Raw genomic sequence first — 13,355 nt, 5'->3', positions numbered from 1 at the left:
TGCAGCATATATGGTTGATGATTGTCGACTTTAGGGGAATTCAACCGAAATTTGATTTGAACAGAGAGGAGTTCAGGTGATTCACGTAGAAATATGGTGTTATATGGAGTATTAAATCAGGTTACCAAGCTTATAGAGCCCACTTATTCAACGTAATAATCATGCCAACATTTAACGCAATGGAGGAGTCAAATGACAACGAAATCGAACACTAAGCCACCAAAACAAATCATGATTGAAAACATTCGTGCAAATTATCGCCAATTAGAGAAGTCGATTGTAGAGCAGTTGTACATGAAGCATGATTTACATGGGACGACTGTCGGTTCGAATCGAGAAGATATATGGAAGCAATTGTTTGAGATGATTGTTCCGAAAAAGTTTGTTATCGAGTCGTCTGTGTTTATCATCGATTCGAAAGGTAATGTTTCTAGAGAGGTAGATCTAGCGATTATGGATGAAACGTATACCCCTTATATCTTCCGAAATGGACGTATTAAATTTATCCCGATTGAAGCGGTTGCTGTCGTCGTGGAGTGCAAAAGTAAAAGTCTTACTCCAATAGCCATTAAAAAGTGGACTAAAAGTATAAAAAAATTGCGTACTTCTGATGATTCCACAGCAAGAATGGCGACTTCAATAGCGAATAAACCAGCGTCAACACAAGCTTCTACAAGACCGATTCGCATCCTATGTGCTCTTCAGTCACAAGTTAAAGAGGGCATTTCCGACGGCTTTGATATTGTCTTATCTGCGGTTCAAGAAGATAAATCATCAGGTCAAGGACGGATTGATATTAAGTATACTGATCATAAGAACTTATCCGATTGGTTTGAACAACTTAATTTTTATGAGTGTGTCGAAAAACTTTCTGAGGCAGAAAACAAGAAATTAGCAGATATCGATCTAGAGCAATATAAAGTATATAATTCCGATGGAAACGAAATATCCTTGCTTACTTTCAACTTCCAACTTAACCAGCTACTAATGCTGATTAACAATCCGATCCTTTTCCCACATCGAGCATATGCCAAACTATTTGATTTTCAGAGGGAGGGAATTTGATGAAGCAGTACATCGTAGCTTTTTCAATCGACAAAGTACAAACCTTTCTCTATCATGTCCTGTGCGTAAATATACAAGAAAATCAGTCGAACAGCGGCACGTTAAAAGACATTATGAACTCCTCGAAACTGATCTCTGAACAGTTCTTTCAAGATATCGGACTGGAAGGGGACACTGGGGTATTTAGCAGTCACGTGTCAAAAGAACTGTTGAAGTGCTCGGGAATATGTATTTTTATGACTTCGTTACATCCGAACGAAATTATAGATAGAGCAGATTGTTTATTTCAAGATTACTATAAATCGTTTGCAGGACAACTGTTGGTCAAATATGTTTACTTTGAGAAAGAGATTGTAAATGGTCAGCACAAGCTAGAAGCGATCAAAGAAAGTAAAGAGAGACTTAGACAAACATCATGTCTAAATGCGATGATTGAAAGGCAACATGAGCTGTTATTTCAATTTAATAAAGTTCCTCCATCTTATAGGAAAAGTAAATCCACTATTGATGACAGCAAGTATCCCGCTTTTTCTCGTACGATCAACGAGCTTTTTTCAAATGAGGAGAAGGGGAATGAGAACCATTTCCGTATTGCGGTGATAAAAGCCGATTTGGATGGAATGGGTGATTGGTTTGGACAAATCAAGACATATGAGGGGTATAAAGCGGTAAGTGACCTGTTATCAAGCGATATTTCTTTGGAATCCTTACATCGTCAAGCACAGAGTTATCAAAATAAAAATAAAGGCAAGCAACGTGATAAATCTAAGGACACGCAGAATGATAAACGCAATCATTTTACTCTCTATCCGCTCTACATAGCAGGCGATGACATTTTCTTTGCGGTCGCTTCACCGTGGCTGACTGAAGGTGTGAACATATGTAAAAATCTGTTGGAGCAATTAAATGAAGGAATAAAAGCAATCAACATAACGTATGGTACCAATCTTCAACCGCTTTCCATGAGTATCGGCATTGACTTTACATTCAATCGTGAGCCAATTCGTTATTACTATGAGCGGGTACAGCAACAAGTAGAGTGTGCCAAACAGGTACCTCCATTACAGGAATTATCTGCTTCGTATGTCAAAGTAAGCATCAATCAGTATGTGTTTTATGACTTTGATCCGCCTAAAGATAAGAAGGAAGTCTACGCAGACATTCCGAACTGGAGACACTTCTTAAACATGGTTAAGCGTCTGAAGCAAGCAATAAGCCAAGGGTATGTAGGTCATCACTTCTTCTATCATTTGCTTGAAAAAATTACTGACCCTACGATATGTAAGACCGATGTGAAATACAGCAACGCCGTACTCTATCATTTGTTGCCTGCGAATCTCGGCAGCAGCAACATAGAGTTAGCAAAATCCGAATTATTAATTCTCGAATCACTTATCAAACAGCTTTTAGTGAAGCGGGGGACGTACCAGAAAGCTCCACATTTTTTGAATGTTAAGCCTGAACAGCGTAAGCGTCTAGAGTCTTACGTTCGCTTACTGTTATTGTTTTCAGATCCAAGATTCAATATTAGCGAAGACCAACAATCTAATTCCCGCGTGGAATATAACGGTAACGATATCCGCAAAACGTTTTTCAATAAGGCGTTACGGTATTTGTATGAACAAAGTCTGCTTTACTCACTTAAGAAAACGGGAAGTGCTTCCAGTCAAGATAATAGGAAGACGTTTCGAGACATATTAGTGAAACATACAGAGTATTCAGCTAAGGAAACAACGAGGGAAGCGGAAAACGTTAAAATTTATCGCACGCTTCGCATTTCTAGCTCTATGTTTCATCGACTAAAGAATAGGCAGCAAATCGATATCTACAAGGCTGCTGAGATGATTCATTATTTTAATGATCGAACAGAAGAAACGATCAATGAGTTAGAGGAGCAACGAGCGAGTGAGAAGAAAGCACCTCCCAACTTATTTTTTGACAAGGACAGTTTTATACGTACGGCAAAACGTTCACAACTGTGGACCCAGGACTATATCGACTCTCTATACATCCTTTATCAGTACAATGAGTTATCGATCCAATTTAAAAGCAATCCCAAATTATCACCCGGGCAAGAAGCGAAAAACACGAAGCCACCACATAAAAATGCACAACGATCATTTAACAAAGGACAGCAGTCATACAGGGGGAAAAAGAGATGAGTATCGAAACGATTCGTTTTAAAGTGACTACGCTTTCGAATTTATTTATCGGAGGATCGCCAGCCACGTTTGAAATTGGCGGTGTCGATTTGTTTACTGTTACGGATCATGAAGGCAATCCATACATTCCTGCCTCTTCCTTCAAAGGGAGTTTGCGTACAATCGTTCGCGATCTAGTAAATGAAGGTGTTCTATCGGATGCGGATGAAATTAAACAAAGTTACCTAACTTATTTGAAAAGAACGGAAAAAGAAAACGAAGTGCAGTTAGAGCAAATGAAAATTGAAGAGGAACGAAAAAAGAAAGTGTCGGATCGATTTAAGCGTGTAAAGAAACAAGCATCTGCGGAATGTTTGTTTGGACTGGAAGGATTCAATCATACGCCGAAGTTATTATTTAATGATTTGCGACTGTCTTGCCACGCAGCTGATCCATTTTCCATCGACTCTAAAAACACGATTGAAATCAGAAATGATGGAGCAGCATCTGCTATCTCAGCTAATCCACGAACTTATAAGACCGTACGTCCTGGCGTACAGTTTACAGGCGAAATTAACATGTACATGATGAACAAATTATCGATTGAACCTCAGACGGTGAGAACACTTATCATTGATGCGATCCAGCAGTTTAATGATGGCGTGTATCGTCTTGGTAACTCTGGAAGTCGTGGATACGGTAAAATACAAGTAGAGATTATGGGGGAGGACGAGTAGGTTGACCGCTATCAAGACGTATAAGATTGAAATGTCGCTGCAAGGCCGGCTTACTCAATTACCCGACTCACAGAAGATTTTTGGTGCGCTCATATACATGTATGCTGACTACTACTCCTCTCAGAAAGCGGCATTGCTAGTTTCGAAAATTCGGGAAGAGGAAATGTATGTATCATTGTCTAATATGATGCCGCTAGATCACTTACCAGTGCCGCAATCTTATTTACTAGATCAAGCAGCTAGACTACCTAAGCATGATAACGCTGGGGATCGCCTTACGGCCAAACAAATATACCAAGCGATTAAAAAGCGCGTGTATGTCAAAAAGGAGCAGCTCGAAAATTTTATTGTTAATCCTGAGCATGCAGCCAATGTTTTTCCGTATGTGCATATTCGATCAGGGCAACAAATTCATGCGTCAATCGATAGTGTGAGGTTCAACATACCGGGTCTTGATCCTAACTTATATTCTGTACCTGAAGTTACTGTTTTGGAGAAGGAATCTAAAACAGGAAAAGATAAGCATGTCACTGCATTTTCCTTCTACCTATGTCTCGATGATAGCCTGGAATCAGCGGAGCTACTAGATGCGTTGCACCATGCTCAAAGTGACAGCAGACGATTTTTCTTAGGTGCTCGCGCCTCTCAAGGATTAAATCAATATATGATTACTGCGATACGAGCAGAGGAGTGGGCGGTAAAGGATGGATTGCGGACTTTTTTAAATATGGGGATGCTGTTGCCCAAAAATATCAATTACGAACAATCTTTCATCCAACTGTATACATCGGAGCGTCGACCATATGAAGCTTTCGGTAAGTGGGACAATAACGAATTATCAGGGCAGTTCATCAGCTTTATTGATGCAGGCAGTATCGTATCTGTAAACAACAGCTGGCAACAGGCAGGTCGATCCATTTCATCGCCGTTCCCTCATCGTGCTCGGGATGTTGTTTTTGGACATGCATGTTTGTTCCCCTTAGACATCGAAGGGAGGTCATTACTTGGCATCACTAAAAACGTATAATTTTCAACTACAGACAATTTCCAGCTTAGTGCTTTCCCCGCGAGAGCAACATAGCTTCTATCGTATTGCTGGGGACTTTGCTACTGAAGCGATCATAGTTGACTCAGAAGAAGAAATGAAGGAAGCAAATGTCATCTATCCATTTTACCAATATGGTTCCTATAATAAATACAATCCGCAAAGCGCACAATATTACATACCAGGGTCCTCTATGAAAGGGGCGCTTAGAGCTAGCGGGTTTGCTCCTCTTCCAACGCAGTTGATGGTAGATGATATTAGCGTTGATCGTAAAGATATTCGACTGCGTAATTTGTATAAAGTGCAGCATGCTGGAACGGATACGGAGTCGACTGCAAAGATAGAGGTATTTTTCCCAAATGTTGCTGTAGAGATGTTGAATGCAGGTGTACAGTACCAAGGGGTAGTGTATTGTGATCAAGATCCTAAAGAGTATTTGTTACGTGTGAAACAGAAGACAGCACATACCCTTCATCAGTATGTTGAGCAGTTGAAGTTCAGTATGCTAAATATGGGAGATACGAAAGATAGGGCTGATTTGCAAGAGGTAAAGGAACGTTCAGAGGGTTGCTTATATCAATTAAAAGACGATAGTACATCTGAATTGATCATACTGCTCGGTGGTTATAAAGGGGCAATTCTATCAGGTCTATATATCGATAACAATGATACAGAACAGAAGAGTGCAATCTATTTCGATAAGCAACAGAAATTGCCTCATGGTCTCGTACAGATAAAATGGGAGTAAGTTGAATTCATGTCGAGTAAAACGTTAGCATTTTCATTATCTTATTTGCCGTTAATGATTCGTCTGGAATGTTGTGATCCCGTTCAATTACCGCCTTTTCTGGGATCAACCCTTCATGGTGTAATCGGATGGAAGTTATCGAAGCAAGCCGCAGCATACAAGTATTTATTTGAAAATCGTCGCTTTGGCGCTGGCAATCAGGACATCGTCAATCCTTATCTAATCGAGGTTCCAAGATATCGATCCATGTACCGACATGGGGATATGTTATCTTTCAAGCTAATTCTGTTGGGCAATGCAACTGATTACTTTAACGATGTGGTAAAGGCTTTGACGAATGAACGGTGCTACGAACTCGGAGCCAGCAGAAAAAAATTTAGACTGGTCGATATTTTGCACGGAGAGCAGTTTAGTCCGATTTGGCGCAATGGTGAGGTAGATGTAGCCGCAGCTACCTCCGAAGTGCTTACAGTATCTGCTCAATCCAATGTTACACGTTGTTCGATTCAATGTATAACGCCGTTGCGAATACGTCGTAATGGGGAGTTGCTGCAATATATCGATTTTCCTACTGTAATCCGAAATATAACTCGAAGAGTAGCAGCTGTAACCGAACGCTATGGAGGACATGCATCGTCAGATACTATCTCGGAGCTAGTTGAATGGTCATCCGCCGTTCGCACAATTTCATCAGGTTTGTACTTGAGCGAAGTCCAGCGCTATTCTAATCGTCGTAGTAAAACGATGGATATGAGCGGTATGTTGGGTGCAATGACGCTAGAAGGGGATTTGACTCCTTTTGTTCCTTGGCTGAATGCTGCACGGACGCTTCATATTGGTCGTAATACGACTTTTGGATGCGGTCAGGTTGACGTTGTATTTGCGTAAAAATGACTATGTTCTTTAGATACATGGTTATAGACTTTAAAAGTTAATAGATAATGCATGTTCAAGTTACCAGATAGCATTTAAAAGTGGAATAGAGTATGATGGAAGCACGACTTTTGCTGATTGATCGAACTATCATTGCTTGGTGCGAATGTGAAGTGCACATAAAATCCTTGGGACATTCGCACCAATTATTTTCTAGTTATTTACTTTTTTGTTGCATGCACGTCTATTGATTTGGGGATATGTGCACTATTTGATTGACTGTTCCCAGCAAAAGAAGAACTAATGTTCTTTTATTGCTGTAATTTCGCTGTCGCATCCTACATGGATGCGTGGATTGAAACGATACTATACCGACCGAAGTCATTCAGGCCATCAGTCGCATCCTACATGGATGCGTGGATTGAAACACCAACTGCAAGAATATATCCTGAAAAATACAGGGTCGCATCCTACATGGATGCGTGGATTGAAACTTTTACTTCAAGCGTGGATGGCGCAACGCCATTAGTCGCATCCTACATGGATGCGTGGATTGAAACTCTTATCAGGTAAGTAGACGTCCCTATCGTTAGCTCAAGTCGCATCCTACATGGATGCGTGGATTGAAACTGCGATAAGAGCCGCAACGCTGTGGTCTGCTTCTGTCGCATCCTACATGGATGCGTGGATTGAAACGAATCAAACCGTTTGGCCTGGAGACAAATTTTTTGTCGCATCCTACATGGATGCGTGGATTGAAACTTATAGTGAACGGTGTAAACGGTCGTCATTGTCTCTGTCGCATCCTACATGGATGCGTGGATTGAAACAGCTTGGGATATACAAGTACTTGTCTGGATGCTGTTAGTCGCATCCTAGGAGAATTAATATGGATGTATACAAAACCAATGATGTATCCGATTAAATCCGTCCACAAATCCGTGGACATAGGGGAAGTAAAAATGAAAATTTACGGCGCAATCATAGATAGTGAGACCCGGTGCACGCACTATCATACAGTGAAAGATATTATCGCTATCAAATTTTATTGTTGTAATCGCTATTACCCATGTTACAAATGCCACGAAGAGAATGAAGACCACGACATTCAAGCTTGGCCGCAGGAACAATTTGACGAAAAAGCTGTTTTGTGCGGAAGTTGTCGTGGCCAGATGACGATCCTGCAGTATATGAATACGAACGATTGTCCTTATTGCCAGGCTGCATTCAATGAGCGCTGCTCACTGCACTATTCGATTTATTTTGAATCGAACGAAAGCGACAGAACCACCCACGGATGAAAAATCCAATGCGGTGGTTCTTTTTTTCTCTCCGTTGGTATGCCATCATTATGTATGGGGGCGATGAAGCATGTTCCAAGATTTTGAAGTCGTTCGTGACCGTCCGGTCGCGCTACAAGTAAAAGAATACGTCAAACGTTTAATTATAAAAGGGTCCTATCAAGCCGATCAGAAGCTGCCATCCACAAGAGAAATGAGCGATATGCTTAAGGTGAGTCGCAATACCGTTATTGCTGCTTATGAAGGATTAGAGGATGACGGATTTACATACACCATTCCCGGCAAAGGCAGTTATGTAGCTGCGATGATCAGTCATTTGGATACGAGTAGCGGGGAGAGCGATAGCTCTACAGCTTGGCAGATCGATTGGAAGGCGAGAATGAACGATTATGCTGTATCAGCAGTGGAATTGGATTTGATGAAGCAGGGAATTCGCGCTCAAAAAGGAACGATCTCCTTTACAAGCATTGCTCCAGATGAACAATTGTTTGATCTCGGAGATGTAAAGCGCGCCTTTATGGATCGGATGGCAATCGAAGGGCAAGTGCTGTTGAACTATGGCTATGCCAAGGGCTACAAACCATTAATTGATTATCTGATGCATTATATGGAGAACAAGGGCGTCGATACAAGCGGTAAGGAAATGCTGATTACTAGTGGCTTCACTGAAGGCTTTGACATTGTGCTTTCCGCATTACGACCTTCTGGACGTCGAGGGAGAGCCATTTGTGAAAATCCAACGCATCATACCGCAATAAAAAACTTGAAGCTGCATGGATTTGACATTACCGGCATTCCGATGGAGCGTGATGGTATTAATGTAGAACAGCTTGAGTCTGTATTGCAAAAGCAAGCAAACAGCTTTGACCTAGCTTATTTGACACCGTCCTATCATAATCCTACAGGTATTGTCATGTCGCCTGCGAAACGCAGCGCTGTTATGAAATTAATGAGACGCTATCAAATTCCGGTCATTGAAGATGGGTTCAATGAGGAGCTGCGATACTCGGGAGCGCATGTTGCGCCATTAATTGCGACAGCAGGACAGGGCAACGGAGTCATCTATATTGGTAGTCTTTCCAAGGTGCTGTTCCCTGGCTTGCGAGTAGGTTGGGTGCTGGGAGATCGGGCTCTAATCGACAATTTAGAAAGTATCAAGCGAGCACGAACGATTCATACATCAACATTTGATCAAGCGATACTTTATCAATACTTGCTCAATGGAAATTTCGATAAATATGTAAAAAAAGCGCGTATGGAATATAAGCGCAAATACGAGTTAACCAAGGCATGCTGCGAAGCCTATCTACCTGATGCGCAGCTGTCTGGCGACGGGGGATTGCATTTATTTCTAACCTTCCCGTCAAGCGTGAATACACGCGAGCTATTGGAAGCCTGCACAGAACAGGGCGTTATTTTTACCCCGGGAGACAAATTTTTTATTCAAGAAGGCGAAGGGACGAACACACTGCGGCTTGGTTTCTCACGAGTATCGGATGAAAATATCCAACGTGGTATTCAGATTATCGGCGATCAATTAAAAAAATGAGGTGTCATGATGAAGATTGGTGTCATAATGGGTGGTATTTCTACCGAACGTGAGGTTTCTTTACAGACAGGTCAAGAGATGATTAATCATTTGGATCGCACTCGGTATGAGGTAGTTCCAATTGTTATTGACCAACGAGCGGATGTAATTACATTGGTACAGCAGGCGGGTATTGATCTCGCACTATTGGCACTGCATGGTCAATATGGTGAAGACGGCACGGTACAAGGAGCGCTGGAAACGTTGGGCGTTCCATATACAGGGAGCGGTGTTCTTGCTAGCAGCCTGTGTATGAATAAACAATTGTCGAAGATGTTGTTGAAGGCAGGAGGCGTGTATACGCCTGCGGGCCTATACTGGCAGGGGATGGACGACTGTAATCCTCAAGCTGTGGAATCGCTAGGTTATCCGATTATTGTAAAACCGAATATGGGTGGATCTAGCATCGGTATTCAAATTGTGCATAATGAGAAGGAACTGCTGCCAGCTGTTCAAGAGGCTTTCCGCTTGGCCCAAGCCATTTTAATTGAGCCTTATATAAAAGGTACTGAGCTTACCTGCTCGATTGTCGATGGTGAAGTATTCCCGATTATCGGTATTCGTGCTGCCCACTCGGAGTGGTTCGATTACAAAGCAAAATATGAGAATGGCGGGGCTGAGGAGAAAGTGATTGAGCTTCCTCCTCTCATAGAGCAGCGTGTGCGAGAGGCTGCACTTGCCAGCTATCAGCTGCTTCAGTGTAAAGTATATGCAAGAGTTGATATGATATTGCGTCAGGATATACCGTATGTATTGGAAATCAACACGTTACCGGGGATGACCGCCAACAGCCTCCTTCCGAAGAGTGCAGCCGCAGCAGGTATGAGCTTTGCACAGTTGTTAGATCGTATTATATCCAGCTCACTGCACGTACGGAAACAGGAATGGGAGATGGTGTAGTATGCTTAAAGTAGAAGGCTCAGGACAATTTTTATCCTCACGTGTAAAGGATATTCGACCATCTGGAATTCGCGCATTTTTTGATCTTAATGTAACTGGCGGGGATACCATTTCCCTTGGGGTTGGTGAACCCGATTTCCTGACACCGGAAAAGGTACGTGAGGCATGTATTCAGGCATTACGTGAAGGTGACACGAAATATACCTCAAATGCTGGATTAATGGAACTGCGCGAGGAGATTTCGGCTTATTTTTCAAGCAACTTTGCACTATCTTATGATCCAAAGCAAGAAATTATCGTGACAGTGGGGAGCAGTGAAGCGGTTGATCTAGCGCTGCGAACCGTGCTAAATCCCGGTGATGAAGTGCTAATCCCAGCACCATGCTATATCGCTTATGAACCGATTACCCATTTACATGGAGGAAAAGTTGTAGAGGTGCACGCTACTGCAGAAGAGCAGTTTAAGCTGACAGCACAAGCACTTGAAGCAGCGATTACGCCGCATTCAAAGGTTTTGATGATTAATTATCCGTGTAATCCGACTGGAACAGTAATGACTAAGCAAGATTGGTTACCCATTATTGAACTTATGATCAAATACAATTTAGTTGTTATCTCGGACGAAGTTTATGCAGAATTGACTTATGGAAGTAAGCACGTCAGTATTGCTTCTTTGCCAGGCATGAAAGAGCGCACCATTGTCATCAGCGGCTTCTCTAAGGCATTTGCGATGACAGGCTGGCGGGTCGGTTATGCATGCGGGCCGAATGAATTAATAGCTGGTATGTTGAAGATCCATCAATATACGGCCATGAGCGCTCCTACCATTTCACAAATTGCTGCGCTTGAATCATTGCGGTATGGCTTGGCGGCCAAAGATGAAATGATGGCGAGTTACAATGAGCGCCGCAAGTTGTTTGTAGCTGGCCTAAATGCAATCGGGTTAACCTGTCACGAGCCGGAGGGAGCTTTCTATGCCTTTCCTTCCATTGTATCTACAGGTATGTCCTCTGAGCAGTTTGCTCTTCGGTTGCTGGGTGAAGCGAAAGTGGCGGTTGTGCCGGGACATGTATTTGGCACTGGTGGAGAGGGCTTTATCCGCTGCTCTTACGCAACGTCGCTCGTTGATTTGGAGAGAGTGTTGGAGCGGATGGGAAGATTTATGCAAATGATACAGTTTGTTTGATGAACCGATAAGATGCATGTCACGAGGATAATAGCAGATACCATTTTTCATGCTACGGTCATATTGTAAACATGAAAGGGGGATCGTAGCATGAATACGATTATTTCTCATTTTTACAATGAAGAGTATTTACTTCCATGGTGGCTAAATCATCATATCCCGTTGTTTGAGCATGGTATTCTGATTAATCGTGGTTCTACCGACCGCTCAGTTGATATATGCAAGAAGCTTGCTCCGCATTGGGAAGTTCGAGATTCCAAAGTAGCAGAGTTCGACGCTTTTCTCGTTGATCGTGAAGTGATGGAAATCGAAGCGGAGTGCAACGGTTGGAAAATGGTGTTGAATACGACGGAGTTTCTTTGCTTTACAGATAAAAAGCAATTTTTTTCAAAACTTGAAGCGCAGGGTAGTGCTATGTATCATTTGCGAACTATTTTTCTAGTCGATGATCCTGACTATGGTTATACAGCACCTAACCCCGAAGTTTCTCTCGTGAAACAGCGACATCATGGCTTCCTATTACCGCAAGCCGGAAGGTTCATCCATCGTTATACACATGGAGGCTATACGGTTGGCAGACATTCCACGAATCAATCTTTTTCACACTTTCCATTTGTTGATGTTCCGGATCCTGCGTTTGTTATTAAATGCTATTTCAGTCCATGGACGGATGAAATGAAGCTGCGTAAGCTTCAAATTGGCCCAACGATGTCAAAGAATAGTATTCGCAGCATGTTAGGACATCAACACATGGTTAATCGTGAAGAACTGGAGCAGGCGTATATGCATTATGTGCAGCAATCCAGTGATTTAAGACTTTATCCTGCCTATCAACGATTGTGGAAATAAGCGGGGAAATAGATAAGCGTAAGAAAAGGTGGTCGTTCAACAACGGCCACCTTTATTTTTAAGTTATTGGGCAAATATACGATTTAATAAATAACACTAAGCCACAAATACAGCCCCGTCAACGTAATTTTTACAGCCCTTCCCAAACGGGAAAGCCCACTTCTTTAGATATGGGATGAAAGTGAGGTCGTATACGGAGTGCCACTCAACCGAAGGTTTGTGGTGCTTTAAGTATCCGAAAGTTGTTGACTTTTGTCTTTTTTTGTTTCAGTTTTATCTATAAACTGATACAATGCTAGCATGAATGAATATAGAAGAACATCCACAACGGTATCCTTGCTTAACTATCATTTTGTGTTTTGTCCACGATACAGGCGAAAGATATTTCTAAAGTCAGAAGTTGAGCAACGATTCAAGGAGATTGTGAAGGACGTATGTTCGGAACTAAGTATTGAAATTGTAGCCCTTGAGTGCGACAAAGATCATACCCACATGTTTCTGAATGCTCTGCCTTCTTTAAGTCCTGCTGATATTATGGCAAAAGTGAAAGGCGTCACATCTAAACAACTACGCGAAGAATTTCCACATCTTCGGCATTTGCCTAGTCTTTGGACACGATCATACTTTGTTTCTACGGCAGGAAATGTATCCAATGATATAGTTAAACGTTATGTAGAGCAACAAAAGACGAGGGGGTGATACGCATGAGTCAAACAGTGACAGTCAAAGTAAAACTACTTCCAACCTCAGAACAAATCAAGATGTTGAAGCGAAGTGGACAAGAATATATTCAAGTCATTAATGCACTTGTAGCCGAAATGGTAGAAGAAATGAAAAGTACAAAGAAGACGACAAAGGACGTTTTTGCTAATCTGCCAAGTGCGGTAAAAAACCAAGCGATCAAGGATGCGAAAAGTGTCTT

12 protein-coding genes, 1 pseudogene and 1 CRISPR repeat array are annotated in these 13,355 nt (G+C 42.0%); all 13 genes and pseudogenes read left to right on the top strand.

The features are described from left to right. Positions 1–192: 192 nt before the first annotated feature. Positions 193–1,065, top strand: a complete 873-nt coding sequence (locus H580_RS0111920) for a DUF6602 domain-containing protein (RefSeq protein ID WP_028594992.1) — start codon at positions 193–195, stop codon at positions 1,063–1,065. After that, on the top strand, positions 1,065–3,227 hold the full coding sequence (locus H580_RS0111915) for a Cas10/Cmr2 second palm domain-containing protein (protein ID WP_028594991.1): 2,163 nt from the start codon (positions 1,065–1,067) through the stop codon (positions 3,225–3,227). The genes H580_RS0111920 and H580_RS0111915 overlap by 1 nt, the downstream gene beginning before the upstream one ends. After that, complete coding sequence (locus tag H580_RS0111910; RefSeq protein ID WP_036605157.1) at positions 3,224–3,943, top strand: RAMP superfamily CRISPR-associated protein; 720 nt, start codon at positions 3,224–3,226, stop codon at positions 3,941–3,943. The genes H580_RS0111915 and H580_RS0111910 overlap by 4 nt, the downstream gene beginning before the upstream one ends. A gap of 1 nt (position 3,944) precedes the next feature. Next, positions 3,945–4,970 (top strand): hypothetical protein, encoded by a 1,026-nt coding sequence (locus H580_RS0111905; RefSeq protein WP_051217430.1) that lies wholly within the window; start codon positions 3,945–3,947, stop codon positions 4,968–4,970. Next, complete coding sequence (locus H580_RS0111900; RefSeq protein ID WP_028594988.1) at positions 4,948–5,736, top strand: hypothetical protein; 789 nt, start codon at positions 4,948–4,950, stop codon at positions 5,734–5,736. The genes H580_RS0111905 and H580_RS0111900 overlap by 23 nt, the downstream gene beginning before the upstream one ends. Positions 5,737–5,745: 9 nt before the next feature. Beyond that, positions 5,746–6,624 carry a CRISPR system precrRNA processing endoribonuclease RAMP protein Cas6 gene (cas6, locus tag H580_RS0111895; RefSeq protein ID WP_028594987.1) on the top strand — a complete coding sequence of 293 codons (879 nt, stop codon included), beginning with the start codon at positions 5,746–5,748 and terminating at the stop codon, positions 6,622–6,624. Between the two features lie 315 nt (positions 6,625–6,939). After that, positions 6,940–7,439: a CRISPR direct-repeat array (repeat unit 32 nt; unit sequence GTCGCATCCTACATGGATGCGTGGATTGAAAC). A gap of 132 nt (positions 7,440–7,571) precedes the next feature. Next, a complete protein-coding gene (locus H580_RS0111890; protein ID WP_028594986.1) occupies positions 7,572–7,910 on the top strand; it encodes a CHY zinc finger protein in 339 nt (112 codons plus the stop codon). Between the two features lie 70 nt (positions 7,911–7,980). Then, on the top strand, positions 7,981–9,459 hold the full coding sequence (locus tag H580_RS0111885) for an aminotransferase-like domain-containing protein (RefSeq protein WP_028594985.1): 1,479 nt from the start codon (positions 7,981–7,983) through the stop codon (positions 9,457–9,459). A gap of 9 nt (positions 9,460–9,468) precedes the next feature. Beyond that, positions 9,469–10,398 (top strand): D-alanine--D-alanine ligase, encoded by a 930-nt coding sequence (locus H580_RS0111880; RefSeq protein WP_028594984.1) that lies wholly within the window; start codon positions 9,469–9,471, stop codon positions 10,396–10,398. Between the two features lies 1 nt (position 10,399). Next, complete coding sequence (locus tag H580_RS0111875; protein ID WP_028594983.1) at positions 10,400–11,584, top strand: aminotransferase class I/II-fold pyridoxal phosphate-dependent enzyme; 1,185 nt, start codon at positions 10,400–10,402, stop codon at positions 11,582–11,584. Between the two features lie 90 nt (positions 11,585–11,674). After that, a complete protein-coding gene (locus H580_RS0111870; protein ID WP_028594982.1) occupies positions 11,675–12,433 on the top strand; it encodes a glycosyltransferase family 2 protein in 759 nt (252 codons plus the stop codon). Between the two features lie 300 nt (positions 12,434–12,733). Then, positions 12,734–13,132 carry an IS200/IS605 family transposase gene (tnpA, locus tag H580_RS0111865; RefSeq protein WP_028594981.1) on the top strand — a complete coding sequence of 133 codons (399 nt, stop codon included), beginning with the start codon at positions 12,734–12,736 and terminating at the stop codon, positions 13,130–13,132. 5 nt (positions 13,133–13,137) lie between these two features. Then, positions 13,138–13,355 (top strand): annotated as a pseudogene (locus H580_RS0111860) (RNA-guided endonuclease TnpB family protein); the annotation flags it as partial.

This window comes from Paenibacillus assamensis DSM 18201 (assembly GCF_000422445.1).
GTDB classification, from domain to species: domain Bacteria; phylum Bacillota; class Bacilli; order Paenibacillales; family Paenibacillaceae; genus Paenibacillus_B; species Paenibacillus_B assamensis.
The sequence above is the reverse complement of the archived record's forward strand: the minus strand, read 5'-3'. Positions and strand labels throughout refer to the sequence as shown.